We start from the raw sequence: 16536 nt of genomic DNA on the forward strand, positions 1-16536 counted from the left end.
ACCAACGAAAAAGGCCCGCGGCGAGGGATCGCCGCGGGCCTTTTGTTTCACGTGGAACCGGCCGGAGCCGGTTGCCGACTATTCCTCGTCGCCGCGACCCTTGAGGGCGGCGCCCAGGATGTCGCCGAGCGAAGCACCGGAGTCCTGCGACCCGTACTGCTGCACCGCTTCCTTCTCTTCGAAGATCTGCAGCGCCTTGATCGACACGCCGACGCGGCGGGCCTTCTTGTCGAACTGCGTCACGCGGGCGTCCAGCTTCTGGCCGACCTGGAAGCGCTCGGGGCGCTGTTCGTCCCGGTCGCGGGCGAGATCGGAGCGACGGATGAACGAGGTGAGATCGGTGTCGACGATCTTGACCTCAAGCCCGCCTTCCTTGATCTCCGTCACCTCGCAGGTGACCACCGCACCGCGGCGGACGTCGCCGGCCTCGGCAGCATCGACGAACGGATCGCCACCAACCTGCTTCATGCCGAGCGAGATGCGCTCCTTCTCGACATCGATGTCGAGAACCTGAGCCTTCACCATGTCGCCCTTGTTGAACTCCTCGATGACCTGCTCGCCCGGACGGTTCCAGTCGAGATCGGAGAGGTGGACCATGCCGTCGACATCGCCATCCAGACCGATGAACAGGCCGAACTCGGTCTTGTTCTTGACCTCGCCCTCGACGACCGTGCCGATCGGGAACTGGTCGCGGAACGACTCCCACGGATTGGAGAGCGTCTGCTTCAGGCCGAGCGAGATGCGGCGCTTGTTCGGGTCGACCTCGAGCACGACGACCTCGACCTCCTGGGAGGTGGAGAGAATTTTGCCCGGATGGACGTTCTTCTTGGTCCAGGACATTTCCGAGACGTGGATGAGGCCTTCGATGCCCGGCTCCAGCTCGACGAACGCACCGTAGTCGGTGATGTTGGTGACGCGTCCGGTGACCTTGACGCCCATCGGGTACTTGACCCCGATGCCGTCCCAGGGATCCGCCTCGAGCTGCTTCATGCCCAGCGAGATGCGATGCGTCTCCTGGTTGATGCGGATGATCTGGACCTTCACCGTCTGGCCGATCTGCAGGATCTCGGTCGGATGGTTGACGCGGCGCCAGGCCATGTCGGTGACGTGAAGCAGGCCGTCAATGCCACCGAGATCGACGAAGGCGCCGTAATCGGTGATGTTCTTGACGATACCGTCGACCGTCTGGCCCTCTTCGAGGTTCTGGACGATCTCCGAACGCTGCTCGGCCCGGCTCTCCTCGAGAACGGTACGACGCGACACGACTATGTTGCCGCGGCGCTTGTCCATCTTGAGGATCTGGAAGGGCTGCGGCGTGTTCATCAGCGGCGTGACGTCGCGGATCGGCCGGATGTCGACTTGGCTGCGCGGCAGGAAGGCCACGGCGCCATCGAGGTCGACCGTGAAGCCGCCCTTGACCTGGTTGAAGATCTGGCCTTCGACCTTCTCGTTGGCGTTGAACTTCTCTTCGAGCTTGACCCAGCTCTCTTCGCGGCGCGCCTTGTCGCGCGACAGCACGGCCTCGCCGAGGGCATTCTCGATGCGCTCGACATAGACCTCGACGGTGTCGCCGATCTTCAGCTCGCCACCGGCGCGGCCGCCGAATTCCTTGAGGGCGACACGGCCCTCGACCTTCAGGCCGGCATCGATGACGGCCATGTCCTTTTCGATCGCGACGACGGTCCCTCGGACCACCATGCCCTCGGCCACGTCCTGTTCATGGAACGAGGCTTCGAGCAGCGAGGCGAAATCCTCGCGCGACGGGTTTGCGTTCGACATTCTGTCTCCTTGGAAACTCTTCGCCGCATCGAAGGGCGAAAAGCGCCGCGCCGTGGGGCTGAGGCCCCGGTCTGGTGTTGCGTTTACCCGTGGGCGCGGTCCGGTCCGGTGCCGCGATGGTGCGGACGGACCCGAAAGGCCTCCGCGCGCAGGCAGGAGGCGATTTCGTTCGGCGCGAGGAACCGCGGCCGGGCAGTGTTAAGCATGGCATGACGGGCAAAAGCCCGCTTTCGGCCTATAGCCGAAAGGGCGGACCGTCTTGCGAAGGCCGCCCTCTAATCGTCGTTCGGGTTGGCGAGAGATCGATCGATCACCTCGCAGGCCGCCCGGAACGCCGCTTCTATACCCAATTCGCTGGTGTCCAGCAAGTGTGCGTCGGCGGCCGGCTTCAGCGGCGCGACGCTGCGGCCGGCGTCGCGGGCGTCGCGTTCCTTCACCTCGGCGAGGATCCGCGCGTAGTCGACGTCGCGCCCCTTGGCCCGAAGCTCGTCGGTGCGCCGCCGCGCCCGGACTTCGGCGCTGGCGGTGACGAAGATTTTCACCCGCGCCTGCGGACAGATCACCGTGCCGATGTCGCGGCCGTCGAGGACGGCGCCCGCCGCGCCGGTGGCAAAGCTGCGCTGGAACGCCGTCAGCGCATCGCGGACCGGCGGGTGGACGGCGACGCGCGAGGCGAGTTGGCCGGCCTCGTGGCCGCGCAGCGTACCGTCGTCGAGATGCGACGTGTCGAGCCGCGCGGCGAAGACCGCCATCGCCTCGGCGTCGTCGAGATCGCCGCCGGCCTCTGCCGCCAGCTTGCCGACCGCCCGGTAGAGCAGGCCGGTGTCGAGATAGGGCAGGCCGTAATGCGCCGCCACGCGCTTGGCGAGCGTGCCCTTGCCCGCGGCGGCCGGCCCGTCGATGGCGATGGTGAGGGGATGGCTCATGGCGAGGGATCCTTGGCAGCGGTGTCGGTCGGCTCGAGCGGCGCCGGCGCGGCAAGCGCGAGGAAGCCGCGCGCATCGAGCGCGAGCAAGAGGGCGGCGATGACGACGCCGATGAGATAGGGCCCGGCGACCATGAACAGGATCAGCTCGAGCTCGCCGACCCAGCGCGCCAGCGTCAGCACCGCGTCGATGACGCCGTTGCCGGTGGCAAGCGCATCGGCCCTCCCAGTCTCGTGGACGATCGCCAGGGCCCCGCAGACCGCCAGGAAGGCCGGCATCGGCAGCAGCGCCGCCAGCCGGCCACGGAGGGCCTCGTGGCGTTGCCTGAGATGGCGGGCCCGGTAGCGCCCGTAGATGACGGCCGCCGGCAGGAACAGGACGAGGAGGACGACGGCGGCCGTCAAGTCTCAGCCCGCGCCATCGTCGAAGGCCGCACCGAGGCCGGCCATCATCGGCTGGAAGGCCGGAAAGCTCGTGGCGATCATCCGTGCGTCGTCGACCGTGACCGGCGCCTTGCAGGCCATGCCGAGCACCAGGAAGCTCATGGCGATGCGGTGGTCGAGATGCGTGGCGACCGTGCCGCCGCCGAAGCCGCGTCCCTCCGGGTCGCCGGTGACCGTCAGCCAGTCCTCGCCGGTCTCGTGGACGATGGCGTTGGCGGCGAGCCCCGCCGCGACGGCGGCCAGACGGTCGCTTTCCTTGACGCGCAGCTCTTCCAGGCCGCGCATCACCGTGGTGCCCGAGGCGAAGGCGGCAGCGACCGCGAGCACCGGATATTCGTCGATCATCGCCGGGGCGCGCTCCGACGGTACGGTGACGCCGGTGAGCGTCGAATGGCGGACCCGCAGGTCTGCGACGTCCTCGCCGCCGGCGATTCGCCGGTCGAGGATCTCGATCGAACCGCCCATCTCGATCAGCGTCTCGATAAGCCCGGTGCGGGTCGGGTTCATCAGGACGTTCTCGATGGTGACCTCCGAACCCGGCACGATCAGCGCCGCGACGATCGGGAAGGCAGCCGAGGAAGGATCGCCCGGCACCTCGAAATCGGCGACGCCGGTGAGGTTGCCCTGGCCCTCGAGACGGATGCGGCGTGTGCCGCCGCCGTCCGTCTCCACCGCGATCGTCGCGCCGAAGCCGGCCAGCATCTTCTCGGTATGGTCCCGGGTCATCACCGTCTCGATGACCGTCGTGGTGCCTGGGGCGTTGAGCCCGGCGAGCAGCACGGCGGACTTCACCTGCGCCGAGGCCATCGGCACGCGGTATTCGATCGGGGCGGCGACGCGCGGCCCGCGCAGCGACAGCGGCAGCCGGTCGCCGGAGCGAGCGACGATCTGCGTGCCGATCAGCCGCAGCGGATCGAGCACCCGGCCCATCGGCCGCTTCGACAGCGACGCGTCGCCGACGAAGGTTGCGCCGAAATCATAAGCGCCGACGAGGCCCATGGTCAGCCGCACGCCGGTGCCGGCATTGCCGAAATCGAGCACGCCATCGGGCTCCAGCAGGCAGCCATTGCCGACGCCGTCGACGATCCAGGTGTCGCCCTCCTTGCGGATCCGGGCGCCCATGGCGCGCATGGCGTTGCCGGTGGCGATGACGTCCTCGCCCTCCAGCAGGCCGCGGACGCGGGTGGTGCCGCTGGCGAGGCCGCCGAACAGGAAGGCGCGGTGCGAGATCGACTTGTCGCCCGGCACCTTGACCCGGCCGCTCAGCTTTCCGGCGTCTCGCGTGGCGACCGGCCGTGGGCCCGTGGTTCCGTGCATGCTGCGTCCCTGTTCCTGGCTGGCGTCGGCGCGCCGATTCCGCGGCGATTTCAACGCCGATGGCGCCCTTGTCGCATCGTGCCGAAAGGCTTGCTGCAACTCCGCCCTTTCTGTAGCCGCGATCCGGCTTTGACAAGGGCTGGGGGACGCCGTAAGGGACCAACCGATTTTCAACCGGACCGGGAACGCGGCAACCATCGTGCCGGCGGCGCATTCGCAGCGGATGACACCGCGGCGCGGCGGCCGGTCCCCCGCCACCCTGCCCACCGACCGCCGCCACCTGCGGCGGGGGGTGCGGCGGCAGAACGACGACGAGGCAAGCATGGCCAAACCCGAACTCGGCACCAAGCGGATCGATCCGGAAACGGGCCGCAAATTCTACGACCTGAATAAGGACCCGATCGTCTCGCCCTATACCGGCAAAACCTATCCGCGCTCCTATTTCGAGGTCGAAGCCGTCGCCTCGAAGAAGAAGGTGGTGAAGGAAGTCGCGGAGGAAGAGGAGGAGGTCGAGACCGTCGAGGTCGAGGCGACTCCGAACACCGTGTCGCTCAGCGAGGTCGAGGAAGAGGAATCGGACGACGCGACGCCTGATCTGCCCGATGTCGACGACAGCGACGACGAGGACACGGCAGACGACGACAACACCTTCCTGCCGGACGAGGAAGACGAGGACGACGACGTCGCCGACATCATCGGCGGCGGCCGCGACGACGACGACGACTAAGGGGGCCTGACCGCTCGGCTGCCCTCGCGGCGGCCGAGCCATCCAGGTGCCCTTGCCGGGCACTGTCGGAAATCGCTTGATCTTCGTGGCGGACTTTCATATGAACCCGCCACACCACGCGGCCCGCACCCAGGGGCCGCGTCTTCCGCCTGACGGCGGCGTGGGGCCATAGCTCAGCTGGGAGAGCGCTACAATGGCATTGTAGAGGTCAGCGGTTCGATCCCGCTTGGCTCCACCAAATCGCTTCCCGATGTAGTTTTCAGACCATCTGCCCGCCTGACCCAGTCAGGCATTGGGCGAATAGCCTGTCCGCGTGCAGCGATGATCGGCGTTGCCCGACTGTCGGCGCTTGGTCCTAGTCCGGCGAATCGACCGACTGCCCGACGCTGCCGACGAGCCGGAACGTCACGCCGCCGGGTTCGAAGGCGAGCGTCGCCTTGCCGTCGAAATACGGGCCGACGATGCGCTCGATCAGCCGCGTGCCGAATCCGGTGCGCGTCGGCGGCGTGACCGGCGCTCCACCACGCTCGCACCAGTCGAAGACGAAGACGTCGTCCTGCGTGTGCTGCCAGGCGATGTCGACGCAGCCGCCCGCCTCCGACAGCGCGCCGTGCTTGACCGCGTTGGTGGCGAGTTCGTGCAGCGCCAGCGACAGCCCGATCACCTGCTGGGCGGTCAGCTCGAGATCCGGGCCGGCGACGTCGAAGCGTCCCTCGCCGGTGCGGTAGGGGGCGAGTGCGTCGCGCACCACCTCGCTGATCGCCGCGTGGGTGCCGCTGGTCTGGGTAAGGATGTCCTGCGCCCGCGCCAGCGCCTCGATGCGCGTGCCGATCGCGTCGCGCGCCTCGGCGACGGAGGATGCCGTGCGCAGGCTCTGTCCGACGATCGACTGGACCATCGCGAAGCTGTTCTTCATCCGGTGCGACATTTCGCGCGTCAGCTCGAGGCGCTGGGCCTCGGCCTGGTGCTGCAGCGTGCGGTCGCGCAGGATCTTGACGTAGCCGAGATGATTGTCGTCGTCGTCGCGCAGCGGCATCATCTCGCCCGACGCCCAGAACCGGCTGCCGTCGCGGCGCCGGTGCCAGCGTTCGTCGGAGCCGCGACCGCGTTCCTGCGCGGCCTGCATCTCCTGGTCCGGAATGCCGGCGGCCTGGTCCTCTTCGGTGAAGAACACGTCGGCGGGCCGGCCGAGCATCTCGGCCTCGCTCCAGCCGAGGATCGATTCGGCCCCGACGCTCCAGGAGGTGACGCGCCCGTCCAGGTCGAGCGTGATGATGCCGAAATCGATGGCGCTGTCGACGATCTGGCGGTGCCGCGTCTCCATGTCCTTGGCCTCGCGCAGCGCCTGCCGCGTCGCGGCCAGCGAGCGCCGCAGCTCCAGCTGCGTCATCGCCTGGCGGGCCAGAAGCAGCAGCGTCCGGATCTGGTTGGCGTCGAGCTCGCGCGGCTGGTGATCGAGGACGCACATCGTGCCGATCGGCACGCCCTCGCGGGTCTTCAGAAGCGCCCCCGCATAGAAGCGGACCTTCGGATCCTGGTAGACCAGCGGATTGCCGTCGAAGCGGGAATCCTTCGTCGCGTCGGGGATGACGAGAATATCGTCCACCAGCAGCGCATGGGCGCAGAACGACGTCGCGATCGGCGTCTCGCGCACGCCGAGCCCGATTTCCGCCTTGAAGAACTGCCGTTCCACGTCGACGAGGCTGACCAGCGCGATCGGCGTGCCGCAGACTTCCGCCGCGATCCGCGCCAGATCGTCGAACTCCGCTTCGGGCGGCGTATCGAGAATGTCGAAGCTCCGGATCGCTTCGCTGCGCTCGCTCTCGGTAAAGCTCGGCTTTTCTTGCGTCACGTACAATGTCCTGTTCGCGCCGCAGCAACTGGGCGACCCCAACGGCTTAGAGGCGAACCAGCCTCCGTGGCAACCGCCCGCACCCCGGTTCGGGACGAAAGCAGCGTCTTCCCGGCGGCTTGAGCGTCTTTATTCGCGCAATTCGATCCAGATGACATCGCTCGCGTCGTCCGGCGTCGTGCGCGCCGCGATGGTCTCGCCGTCGAACCCGCCGATCACCGCCCGCGCTTCTGTCTCCGCAACCGCGACGGCCGAGATCCAGACGGCCGGCACCGGTTCGGCTTCCGGCCGGCTGGCCACCGGCAGCGCGTCGAGCGTGGCGTTGTCGTCGATGCCGAAATAGCCGCGCGGGCGCATCATGTTGACGACCTCGCCGGACAAAAGCTGGCCGGCGACGGGCGCCGCCTCGGCGGGAAACAGCCGGAGGTCGGCGATCGCGGTGGAGTGCGGAAAGGCGCTGCGATAGATCCGCGTCGTCGCATAGCCGTCCGCTTCGACGACGAATTCGTAGGGCTGCGCCGGATCGACCGCCACCGGGCCGTAGCGCCCGTCCTCCGCCACGGTCTGGCGCAGGACCGGCTCACCCTGGCGCTCGGCCGTCTCGGCATCGACGGCGTAGACGGTGAGCGTCGCGCCTTCGAGGACCATATTGGTGGGGGCGCCATTCGCCCAGCCGGAGATCTCGCCGGAAATCTGGGGTGCCGTCTCGGGCTCGGCGTCGAGACGGGCCGGCGGCTGGCCGGTCACGGCCGTATGGAGGGCGATGAAGGCTTCCGGCGCGGTCGCCGTCTCGCGGTGGTCGAGACCTTCCAGAACGATGTCCTCGGCACCTTCCAGCGCCGGGGCGTCGTAGGAGACGCCCGTCGGCTCGCCCGGCAGGCCGAGGAAGCGGCCGTCAGGCTGAGCGTAGAGGTCGAAGCGATCCGATCGCAGCACGGTGGTCGGGATGCCTTCCGGCACCTCGCCGCCGGCGTTGAGAGCGGTCAGGAAGGTCCCGGCGCCATTGAACTCGGCGTCGAGCTGCTCCTGCGGATTGCGATAGGCGCCGTGGCTGAGGCAGCCGGCGAGCACCAGCCGAGCGACCTTCGCGGCTCCGTCGAAGTTCTTCACGTAGTTGCGCGCCGTCTGGCAACCGCGGCCATGGGCGACGATCGCCACCTTCTCCGCGCCCGTCTCGCCGAGCGCCCGATCGACCGTCGCCGCAACGGCGCGGGCGGCCTCCTCGGTCGAGGAGCGGTTGTCCTCCGGCACCGTGTCGAGGGTGCGGGCGGCCGGGTGGTCGATATCCGCCGCGAACAGGAAATCGGCGGGATAGCCGTTGGCCTCAAAGCGCCAGAACGTCGTGGTCCAGAACCCGGCGCCATCGCCGTCGCCATGGACGAACACGATCGGCGGGGCGGAATCGCCCGCTTCCGTGCCTTGGCCGGCGGCCGGCGTGAAGATCAGCGCGAGCGAAAGCGCGGCCAGGGAGCGGCGATACGACAAGGCCATGCGGCCTCCTTTGATGGCAGAGCGAGCAAACGCAGGCCCCGGAGATCGATCCGCCGGGGCCTGACCGGCGAAGCGCCGGCGGTCAGGCCGAGGGAGAAATCAGCTTGGATGGCAATCAGGCCGAGTGGGAAAAGATGTCTTCCTCGTCCCAGCCGGCGAGGTCGAGGCGGGCCCGCGTCGGCAGGAAGGCGAAGCAGGCCCTGGCGATGTCCATGCGGTCCTCGCGCTCCAGCCGCTTGTAGAGCCCGCCCATGATGTCGTGGAGGTAGAGCACGTCGGAGGCGGCGTACTCGACCTGCGCCGGCGTCAGCGTCTCGGCGGCCCAGTCGGAGGACTGCTGCTGCTTCGACAGATCGACGCCGATCAGCTCGCGCGCCAGATCCTTCAGCCCGTGCCGGTCGGTATAGGTGCGGGTCAGGCGCGAGGCGATCTTGGTGCAGAAGATGCCGTCGGTCATCACCCCGAAGGCGTGATAGAGCGCCGCCACGTCGAAGCGGGCATAGTGGAAGATCTTGGTCTTCGAGGCGTCGCGCAGCAACGCGGCGATGTTCGGCGCCTCGCGCTGGCCCTTGGCGATCTGCACCACGTCCGCCGTGCCGTCGCCGGGCGACAGCTGGATGACGCAGAGCCGGTCCCGCCTCGTCTCGAGGCCGAGCGTCTCGGTGTCGATGGCGACGGGGCCGCTGTAGCGGGAAATGTCGGGGAGATCGCCTTTGTGGACGCGGATGGTCATCGCCTGCCTTCGCTTTCGCTAAATCCTGCGTCCGCTCTAGCGGATTTCGCCGGCGACGCAAAAGCCTGATCGACGCTCGCGACGGAGGCTTGACAGCAAAAGTATTATCATACGACCTTAGACCGTCGGCGGGAGACCGGCTTTCAACACTGGGAGGTGATCGCATGCGTTTCATGAAACATGCCGGCGCGGCCGTTCTTGCCGCAGCCTTGCTGTCGTCGTCGGCGATGGCCGCCGACATGACGGTCGGATTTTCACAGATCGGTTCGGAGTCCGGCTGGCGCGCCGCTGAGACCTCGGTCACGCTGCAGGAGGCCGAAGAGCGCGGCATCGACCTGAAATTCGCCGATGCTCAGCAGAAGCAGGAAAACCAGATCCGGGCGATCCGCTCCTTCATCGCGCAAGGAGTCGACGCGATCCTGCTCGCCCCGGTCGTCGCCACCGGCTGGGACCAGGTGCTGGAAGAAGCGCAGGAGGCCGAGATCCCCGTCGTGCTGCTCGACCGCATGGTCGATTCCGCGGACGACCTCTACCTGACGGCGGTCGGCTCCGATCTCGTGCATGAGGGCCGCGTCGCCGGCGAATGGCTGGTCGAAACGGTCGGCGACAAGGAATGCAACGTCGTCGAGCTGGAAGGCACCACCGGCTCGTCGCCGGCGATCGACCGCAAGAACGGCTTCGCGGAGGCGATCGCCGGGCACGACAACATCAAGATCGTGCGCGCGCAGACCGGCGACTTCACCCGCACCAAGGGCAAGGAAGTCATGGAAAGCTTCCTGAAGGCGGAAGGCGGCGGCCAGGACATCTGCGCGCTCTACGCCCACAACGACGACATGGCCGTCGGCGCGATCCAGGCGATCAAGGAAGCCGGCCTGAAGCCGGGCGAGGACATCCTCGTCGTGTCGATCGACGCGGTGCCGGACATCTTCCAGGCGATGGCGGCGGGCGAGGCGAACGCCACGGTCGAGCTGACGCCGAACATGGCCGGCCCGGCCTTCGACGCGCTGGAGAAGTTCAAGGCCGACGGCACCATGCCGCCGAAGTTCATCCAGACGGAGTCCAAGCTCTACACCCAGGCCGACGACCCGATGGCGGTCTACGAGGAAAAGAAGAACCTCGGCTACTGAGGACAGAAGCGGGAGCCGTGTGTGCGGCTCCCGCCCCCGGCCCCGGACGGGCCGGTCTCAGCCATCCCATGACCGACGCGTGCGCGGAGCAGGCAATGAGCGACGAGCCGCTGTTGAGCGCGCGCGCCATCAGCAAGAGTTTTCTTGGCATCAAGGCGCTCGACCGCGTCGACTTCACGCTGCAGGCCGGCGAGGTGCATGCGCTGCTGGGCGAGAACGGCGCCGGCAAGTCGACGCTGATCAAGGTGCTGACCGGTGCCTATCATCGCGATTCCGGCGAGATCCGCCTGGACGGCGCACCGATCGACCCGCGCGACGTCACCGACGCCCAGCGCTTCGGCATCGGCACGGTCTATCAAGAGGTCAATCTCCTGGAGAACCTCACCGTCGCCGAGAACCTCTTCCTGGGCCGCGAGCCGCGCCGCTTCGGCCTGATCGACACGCGGGCGATGAACCGCGACGCGAGATCGGTGCTCGCCGGCTATGGCCTCGACATCGACGTCGACGTGCTGCTGGGCAGCTATTCGGTGGCGATCCGGCAGATCGTCGCCATTGCCCGGGCGGTCGATCTTTCTGGCAAGGTGCTGATCCTCGACGAGCCGACGGCGAGCCTCGACGCCGCCGAGGTCTCGACGCTGTTCGACATCATCCGCGACCTGCGCGACCGCGGCCTCGGCATCGTCTTCATCACACATTTCTTCGACCAGGTGTTCCGCCTCGCCGACCGGGTGACGGTGCTGCGCAACGGCAGGCTGATCGACACGCGACCGATCGCGGGCCTCGGGCGGCTCGAGCTCGTCTCGATGATGCTCGGCCACGAGCTTCTGGAGGAAGAAAGCCGGCGGGCGTCCGCCGAGGAGGCCGCCCAGGGCGAATTGCTCGCGCGCTTTACCGGCTACGGAAGGCGCGGCGCGATCGAGCCCTTCGACCTCGACATCCGACGCGGCGAGGTGGTGGGGGTTGCCGGCCTGCTCGGTTCCGGACGGACCGAGACTGCGGAACTGCTCTTCGGCATCGCGCAGCCGGATTCCGGCACCGTCGAGATCGACGGCGCAGCACGGCCGCTGGCCTCGCCCCGGGCGGCGATCGCCGCCGGCTTCGGCTTCTGCCCGGAGGATCGCAAGCAGGACGGCATCGTCGAGGATCTGTCGGTGCGCGAGAACATCGTTCTCGCCCTGCAGGCGCGAAAGGGCTGGGCGCGACCGTTGCCCCGGCGCGAGCAGGAGGCGATCGCCGACCGCTACATCGAAGCGCTCGACATCCGCACCGCCGACCGCGAGACGCCGATCAAGTTCCTGTCGGGCGGCAACCAGCAGAAGGTCATTCTCGCCCGCTGGCTCGCCATTGACCCGCGCTTCCTGATCCTCGACGAGCCGACCCGCGGCATCGATGTCGGCGCCCATGCCGAGATCATCCGGCTGGTCGAGAAGCTCTGCGACGACGGCATGGCGCTGCTCGTCATCTCCTCCGAGCTCGAGGAGCTGGTGGCCTATTCCAACCGGGTGCAGGTGCTGGCCGACCGCCGCCACGTCAGCGAACTGTCCGGCGACGACATCTCGACCGGCGCGATCATGACCGCGATCGCCGCGGCCACGCCCGACGAGGCGCAGCCATGAGCCTGCCCGCCGCCGTCGTCCGGCTCGCCCCGCAGCTCGTCGCCCTCGCCGTGATCCTGGCGCTGAACACCGCGATTTCGCCGGGCTTCCTCGATATCGCCTACCAGAACGGCCGGCTCTACGGCAGCCTGATCGACGTGGTCAATCGCGGCGCGCCGGTGGCGCTGCTGGCGATCGGCATGACCCTCGTCATCGCCACCAAGGGCATCGATCTCTCCGTCGGCGCGGTGATGGCGATCACCGGCGCGGTGGCCGCCGCTTCGATCACCGGCGGCTATTCGCTCGGCGCGACGCTCGGCGCGGCGCTCGGGGTCGGCATTCTCTGCGGTCTCTGGAACGGCGCGCTCGTCGCCTTCTTCAGCATCCAGCCGATCATCGCGACGCTGATCCTGATGGTCGCCGGGCGCGGCATAGCCCAGCTGGTGACCGAGGGCGTCATCCTGACCTTCAACCACCCCGGCCTGATCTTCCTCGGCAGCGGGTCGGTCGCCGGCATGCCCGTGCCGGTCATCCTCTGGGTCGTGCTCGGGCTCTTGGTCGCCGCGCTCGTCCGTTTCACCGCGCTCGGCATGCTGATCGAGGCGATCGGCATTAACCGCCGGGCCTCCCGTCTTGCCGGCATCGGCACCAGCTCGCTGCTGGTCGCGGTCTATGCCGCCTCGGGCCTCTGCGCCGCCGTCGCCGGCATCGTCGCGGCCGCCGACATCAGGGGCGCCGATGCCAACAATGCCGGGCTCTGGCTGGAGCTCGACGCGATCCTCGCCGTCGTCGTCGGTGGTAATTCCCTGCTCGGCGGCCGCTTCTCGATCGCCGGATCGCTGATCGGCGCGATGATCATCCAGTCGGTCAATACCGGCATCCTGCTGGCGGGCTTTCCGCCGGAATTCAACCTGATCATCAAGGCGGCGATCATCGTCGTCATCCTCGTGGTGCAGTCGCCGACCAGCCGTTCGGCCTTCGGCTTCTTCGGCCGGGCCCGCGAGCGCGCCGAAAGCCGCAAGCGGAGCACCGTGCGATGATCACCTCGCGCTATTTCGCCCTTGTCATGACGCTCGTCGTGTTCCTCGTCGCCTATGCGCTCTGCATCGCGCAGTTCCCGAACATGCTGTCGACCCGGGTCCTCGGCAATCTTTTGACCGACAACGCCTTTCTCGGCATCGCCGCGGTGGGCATGACCTTCGTCATCCTCTCCGGCGGCATCGACCTGTCGATCGGCTCGGTCATCGCCTTCGCCGGCATCTTCATCGCCGTCGCGGTGGGCGAGTGGGGGCTCCACCCGGTCGCCGCGATTACCCTGGTCCTGCTGCTGGCGACGCTGTTTGGCGGGGTGATGGGGGCGATGATCCACTATCTCGCCATGCCGGCCTTCATCGTGACGCTGGCCGGCATGTTCTTCGCGCGCGGCATGGCCTTCGTCGTCTCGACCCAGTCGGTGGCGATCGACCATCCCTTCTATGGCGCGCTTCAGGACCTGTGGATCCGCCTGCCCGGCGGCGGCCGGCTGACCTTCGTCGGCATGGTGATGCTGGCGGTCTTCGCCGTCGGGATCGTCGTCGCCCACCGCACGCGCTTCGGCCGCAACGTCTACGCGCTCGGCGGCAGCCGGCAGTCGGCGGAGCTGATGGGCGTCAAGGTCGCGCGCACCACGATCGGCATCTATGCGCTGTCGAGCTTCCTCGCCGGCCTGTCGGGGATCGTGCTTTCCCTCTACACCTCGGCCGGCTATTCGCTGGCGGCCGTCGGCGTCGAGCTCGACGCCATCGCGGCGGTGGTGATCGGCGGCACGCTGCTCACCGGCGGCTCCGGCTTCGTCGCCGGGACGTTTCTCGGGATCATGATCATGGGCCTCATCCAGACCTACATCGTCTTCGACGGAAGCCTCTCGAGCTGGTGGACGAAGATCGTCATCGGCTTCCTCCTGTTCGCCTTCATCGTGCTGCAGCGCGGGCTGGTCTGGCTCTCGGCCCGGCGCGGCGGCGCAGCCCTCGGCCACAGCCCGGCGTGATGGGCCTCCTCGACAACACCATCACCGACCGTGCGCCGCGCACCAGCCATGCCCATGTCGTCGCCGCGATCGGCCGGGAGATCGTCCGCGGCGACGTCCTGCCCGGCTCTATCCTGCCCGGCGACAAGGATCTGAGCGCCCGATTCGGGGTCTCGCGCACGGTGCTGCGGGAAGCCATGAAGACGCTGGCGGCCAAGGGGCTGATCCAGCCGAAGGCGCGGGTCGGAACGCGGGTGCTCGACCCGGTGCGCTGGAACCTTCTCGACGCCGAGGTGCTGCGCTGGCGCGTCGAAGCGGGTCTCGACGACGATTTCGTCTTCGATCTCGCCACCATGCGCCTCGCCTTCGAGCCGGCCGCGGCGGCGCTCGCCGCCCAGCGTGCCACGTCACAGGACATCGCAAGGCTGCGCGAGATCGTCGGGCGGCTCGGCGACGCCCGAAACGACCGGGCCAGCATCGCGACGGTCGACCTGGAGTTCCACCTCGCGGTGGCCGACATCTCGCGCAACCCGTTCATGCGGGCGATCGGCAGCCTCATCGAGGCGGCGATGGCGATCACCCTCAAGCTGAGTTCGCCGGCCAGCGATCCGGCGCTGATCGCCGAGGTCGCGGCCAATCATGCGCGCATCGTCGACGCGATGGAGGCCGGCGACGAGGAGGCGACGCGCGAGGCGATGCGCGCCGTGATCGATCTCGGCGCCGAGCGCACCCGCAAGGCGCTCGATCGCTGGATCGCCGGCCCGGCGCCGACGGAATAGGCGCCGGTCGAGCCTGGATGCTGTCGGCTTCGCCGGACCGGGCGCTACTGCGCCGCCGGCGCCGCCGGGGTTCCAGCCGACACGGCCGGGGTGGCGGCAGGTTTTGCCGGCGTTTCGAGGATGACGGTCGACTGGCCCTTCTCGATCTGGTCGATGACCAGAAGCCGGACCGGCTCGCTGCCGATGGCCTCGCCATAATGCCATTGCCCGATCGCTTCGATGATGAAGTCGCCGGTCTTGTAGGTCGTCGCCTCGTTCATCTCGGTGTTGATGACGCGCAATTCGCCGCTCATCACGTAGGCGTAGCGGGTCGAGGGATGCTCGTGCGACGGCAACTTGGCGCCGGCGGCGATGTCGTAGGTGGAGACGATCACCTCGACATTGTCCTTCGGCAGGACGATCGGCTGGCCGGTCGCCGTGACGCCGGTGGTCAGGATTTTCTCAACGGTCACCTGGGCGGCGGCGGGAAAGGCGAGGGCAGCCAGGCTGGCGGCAAGCAGCAGGAGGCGGGTCGACATGGCTTGTACTCGCTGGTTTGCGGCGGCGAGGACAGCCCCGGTGCCGACGATCTGGGACGGTACTGCGCATTGCCATCACAAGACAGCCCGTTGTTGCGGGCTTGCGGTTTTCCCTTCCATCAGCCAGTGAAAACACAGCTTTTGGAGAGGCCGGGTAGGACGTCCGTTTTCCCATGATCAGCGGGTTCGCGGCGGGGACATCCCGGCGGCGCAACCAGACGCGCGAGGAGACACGCGAATGAAGATCGGAACACCGCGCGAGAGCTATCCGGGAGAGCGCCGGGTCGCCCTGACGCCCGACAGCGCAGGCCGGCTGCAGAAGCTCGGCTACCAGTGCCTGCTCGAGGCGGGTGCCGGCGAGGCAGCGAACTTCGCCGACGCCGACTACCGTGCCGCCGGCGTCGAGATCGTCCCCGACGCCGATAGCCTGTGGCAGGCCTCGGACATCGTCCTCAAGGTTCGCCCGCCGCAGGACGGCGAGATCGCGCGGCTGCACGCCGGCAAGACGCTGATCGGCTTCGTCAATGCCGCCAGCGACGCCGAGCTGCTGCAGCGCCTGGCGGCGACCGGCGGCTCGGTCATCGCCATGGATGCGGTGCCGCGCATCAGCCGCGCCCAGAAGATGGATGCGCTGTCATCGATGGCGAACATCGCCGGCTACCGGGCCGTGATGGAGGCGGGCAATCATTTCGGCCGCTTCTTCACCGGCCAGATCACCGCGGCGGGCAAGGTCCCGCCGGCGAAGGTGCTGGTGGTCGGCGCCGGCGTCGCCGGCCTCGCGGCGATCGGCACCGCCACCTCGCTCGGCGCCATCACCCATGCCTTCGACGTGCGACCGGAAGTCGCCGAGCAGATCGAATCGATGGGCGCGCAGTTCGTCTACCTGGACTTCGAGGAAGCCCAGGACGGCGCGGCCACCGGCGGCTATGCCGCGCCGTCGAGCCCGGAATTCCGCGAGAAGCAGCTGGCACGGTTCCGCGAGCTGGCGCCGGAGATGGACATCGTCATCACCACGGCGCTGATCCCCGGCCGGCCGGCCCCCAAGCTCTGGACCGCCGACATGGTCGCGGCGATGAAGCCGGGCTCGGTGGTCGTCGACCTCGCCGCCGAGCGCGGTGGCAATTGCGACCTCACCGTCGCCGACGAGATCGTCACCAGCCCGAACGGCGTCACCGTCGTCGGCTACACCGACTATCCGAGCCGGATGGCAGCGCAGGCCTCGACCCTCTACGCCACCAATCTGC

15 protein-coding genes and 1 tRNA gene are annotated in these 16536 nt (G+C 68.2%); 8 read left to right on the top strand and 8 right to left on the bottom strand.

Features of this window, described 5'->3' with window-relative positions:
* Window positions 1–78: 78 nt before the first annotated feature.
* The 4 genes from rpsA to aroA all read right to left on the bottom strand — a co-directional run bounded on the left by rpsA (window position 79) and on the right by aroA (window position 4465).
* Window positions 79–1779, bottom strand: a complete 1701-nt coding sequence (gene rpsA / locus GTW51_RS17070) for a 30S ribosomal protein S1 (RefSeq protein WP_163045244.1) — start codon at window positions 1777–1779, stop codon at window positions 79–81.
* Between the two features lie 275 nt (window positions 1780–2054).
* Complete coding sequence (gene cmk / locus GTW51_RS17075; RefSeq protein ID WP_163045245.1) at window positions 2055–2705, bottom strand: (d)CMP kinase; 651 nt, start codon at window positions 2703–2705, stop codon at window positions 2055–2057.
* Window positions 2702–3109, bottom strand: a complete 408-nt coding sequence (locus GTW51_RS17080) for a hypothetical protein (protein WP_163045246.1) — start codon at window positions 3107–3109, stop codon at window positions 2702–2704. Before GTW51_RS17080 ends, cmk begins: the two co-directional genes overlap by 4 nt.
* Window positions 3110–3112: 3 nt before the next feature.
* A complete protein-coding gene (gene aroA / locus GTW51_RS17085) occupies window positions 3113–4465 on the bottom strand; it encodes a 3-phosphoshikimate 1-carboxyvinyltransferase (protein WP_163045247.1) in 1353 nt (450 codons plus the stop codon).
* Between the two features lie 322 nt (window positions 4466–4787).
* On the opposite strand from aroA, the gene GTW51_RS17090 reads away from it, so the two are divergent.
* Both GTW51_RS17090 and GTW51_RS17095 read left to right on the top strand, forming a co-directional pair.
* Window positions 4788–5192 (top strand): TIGR02300 family protein, encoded by a 405-nt coding sequence (locus GTW51_RS17090; protein ID WP_163045248.1) that lies wholly within the window; start codon window positions 4788–4790, stop codon window positions 5190–5192.
* 162 nt (window positions 5193–5354) lie between these two features.
* A tRNA-Ala gene (locus GTW51_RS17095) sits at window positions 5355–5430 on the top strand.
* Between the two features lie 117 nt (window positions 5431–5547).
* On the opposite strand, the gene GTW51_RS17100 is transcribed toward GTW51_RS17095, so the two are convergent.
* From GTW51_RS17100 to GTW51_RS17110, 3 genes are all read right to left on the bottom strand, one after another.
* Complete coding sequence (locus GTW51_RS17100) at window positions 5548–7044, bottom strand: HWE histidine kinase domain-containing protein (RefSeq protein WP_163045249.1); 1497 nt, start codon at window positions 7042–7044, stop codon at window positions 5548–5550.
* Between the two features lie 129 nt (window positions 7045–7173).
* The gene (locus GTW51_RS17105) at window positions 7174–8535 is read right to left on the bottom strand and encodes a hypothetical protein (RefSeq protein WP_163045250.1); all 1362 of its coding nucleotides are present in this window, start codon (window positions 8533–8535) and stop codon (window positions 7174–7176) included.
* 115 nt (window positions 8536–8650) lie between these two features.
* Window positions 8651–9268, bottom strand: coding sequence for a ribonuclease D (locus GTW51_RS17110; RefSeq protein ID WP_163045251.1), 618 nt, complete (start codon window positions 9266–9268; stop codon window positions 8651–8653).
* Window positions 9269–9441: 173 nt separating this feature from the next.
* Between GTW51_RS17110 and ytfQ the strand changes: the two genes are divergently transcribed.
* From ytfQ to GTW51_RS17135, 5 genes are all read left to right on the top strand, one after another.
* Window positions 9442–10395 (top strand): galactofuranose ABC transporter, galactofuranose-binding protein YtfQ, encoded by a 954-nt coding sequence (gene ytfQ / locus GTW51_RS17115; protein WP_425483273.1) that lies wholly within the window; start codon window positions 9442–9444, stop codon window positions 10393–10395.
* A 95-nt stretch (window positions 10396–10490) separates the two neighbouring features.
* On the top strand, window positions 10491–12011 hold the full coding sequence (ytfR, locus tag GTW51_RS17120) for a galactofuranose ABC transporter, ATP-binding protein YtfR (protein WP_163045253.1): 1521 nt from the start codon (window positions 10491–10493) through the stop codon (window positions 12009–12011).
* Complete coding sequence (locus GTW51_RS17125; protein ID WP_163045254.1) at window positions 12008–13030, top strand: ABC transporter permease; 1023 nt, start codon at window positions 12008–12010, stop codon at window positions 13028–13030. Before ytfR ends, GTW51_RS17125 begins: the two co-directional genes overlap by 4 nt.
* On the top strand, window positions 13027–14016 hold the full coding sequence (yjfF, locus tag GTW51_RS17130) for a galactofuranose ABC transporter, permease protein YjfF (RefSeq protein ID WP_163045255.1): 990 nt from the start codon (window positions 13027–13029) through the stop codon (window positions 14014–14016). Before GTW51_RS17125 ends, yjfF begins: the two co-directional genes overlap by 4 nt.
* Complete coding sequence (locus GTW51_RS17135; RefSeq protein WP_163045256.1) at window positions 14016–14774, top strand: FadR/GntR family transcriptional regulator; 759 nt, start codon at window positions 14016–14018, stop codon at window positions 14772–14774. The genes yjfF and GTW51_RS17135 overlap by 1 nt, the downstream gene beginning before the upstream one ends.
* A gap of 44 nt (window positions 14775–14818) precedes the next feature.
* Here GTW51_RS17135 and GTW51_RS17140 read toward each other — a convergent pair whose 3' ends face one another.
* Window positions 14819–15292 (bottom strand): cupin domain-containing protein, encoded by a 474-nt coding sequence (locus GTW51_RS17140; protein ID WP_163045257.1) that lies wholly within the window; start codon window positions 15290–15292, stop codon window positions 14819–14821.
* Between the two features lie 238 nt (window positions 15293–15530).
* Between GTW51_RS17140 and GTW51_RS17145 the strand changes: the two genes are divergently transcribed.
* Window positions 15531–16536, top strand: a 1006-nt coding sequence (locus tag GTW51_RS17145) for a Re/Si-specific NAD(P)(+) transhydrogenase subunit alpha (RefSeq protein WP_163045258.1), incomplete at its 3' end; no start/stop codon positions are given.

The organism is Aurantimonas aggregata (genome assembly GCF_010500835.1).
In the GTDB taxonomy this organism is placed as follows: Bacteria; Pseudomonadota; Alphaproteobacteria; order Rhizobiales; family Rhizobiaceae; genus Aurantimonas; species Aurantimonas aggregata.

What these genes read in the sequence shown, in the direction of transcription:
- rpsA (WP_163045244.1), bottom strand. Translation starts at nt 1,779, where the DNA reads ATGTCGAACGCAAACCCGTCGCGCGAGGATTTCGCCTCGCTGCTCGAA.
- cmk (WP_163045245.1), bottom strand. Translation starts at nt 2,705, where the DNA reads ATGAGCCATCCCCTCACCATCGCCATCGACGGGCCGGCCGCCGCGGGC.
- aroA (WP_163045247.1), bottom strand. Translation starts at nt 4,465, where the DNA reads ATGCACGGAACCACGGGCCCACGGCCGGTCGCCACGCGAGACGCCGGA.
- GTW51_RS17090 (WP_163045248.1), top strand. Translation starts at nt 4,788, where the DNA reads ATGGCCAAACCCGAACTCGGCACCAAGCGGATCGATCCGGAAACGGGC.
- GTW51_RS17105 (WP_163045250.1), bottom strand. Translation starts at nt 8,535, where the DNA reads ATGGCCTTGTCGTATCGCCGCTCCCTGGCCGCGCTTTCGCTCGCGCTG.
- GTW51_RS17110 (WP_163045251.1), bottom strand. Translation starts at nt 9,268, where the DNA reads ATGACCATCCGCGTCCACAAAGGCGATCTCCCCGACATTTCCCGCTAC.
- ytfQ (WP_425483273.1), top strand. Translation starts at nt 9,442, where the DNA reads ATGAAACATGCCGGCGCGGCCGTTCTTGCCGCAGCCTTGCTGTCGTCG.
- ytfR (WP_163045253.1), top strand. Translation starts at nt 10,491, where the DNA reads ATGAGCGACGAGCCGCTGTTGAGCGCGCGCGCCATCAGCAAGAGTTTT.
- GTW51_RS17125 (WP_163045254.1), top strand. Translation starts at nt 12,008, where the DNA reads ATGAGCCTGCCCGCCGCCGTCGTCCGGCTCGCCCCGCAGCTCGTCGCC.
- yjfF (WP_163045255.1), top strand. Translation starts at nt 13,027, where the DNA reads ATGATCACCTCGCGCTATTTCGCCCTTGTCATGACGCTCGTCGTGTTC.
- GTW51_RS17135 (WP_163045256.1), top strand. Translation starts at nt 14,016, where the DNA reads ATGGGCCTCCTCGACAACACCATCACCGACCGTGCGCCGCGCACCAGC.
- GTW51_RS17140 (WP_163045257.1), bottom strand. Translation starts at nt 15,292, where the DNA reads ATGTCGACCCGCCTCCTGCTGCTTGCCGCCAGCCTGGCTGCCCTCGCC.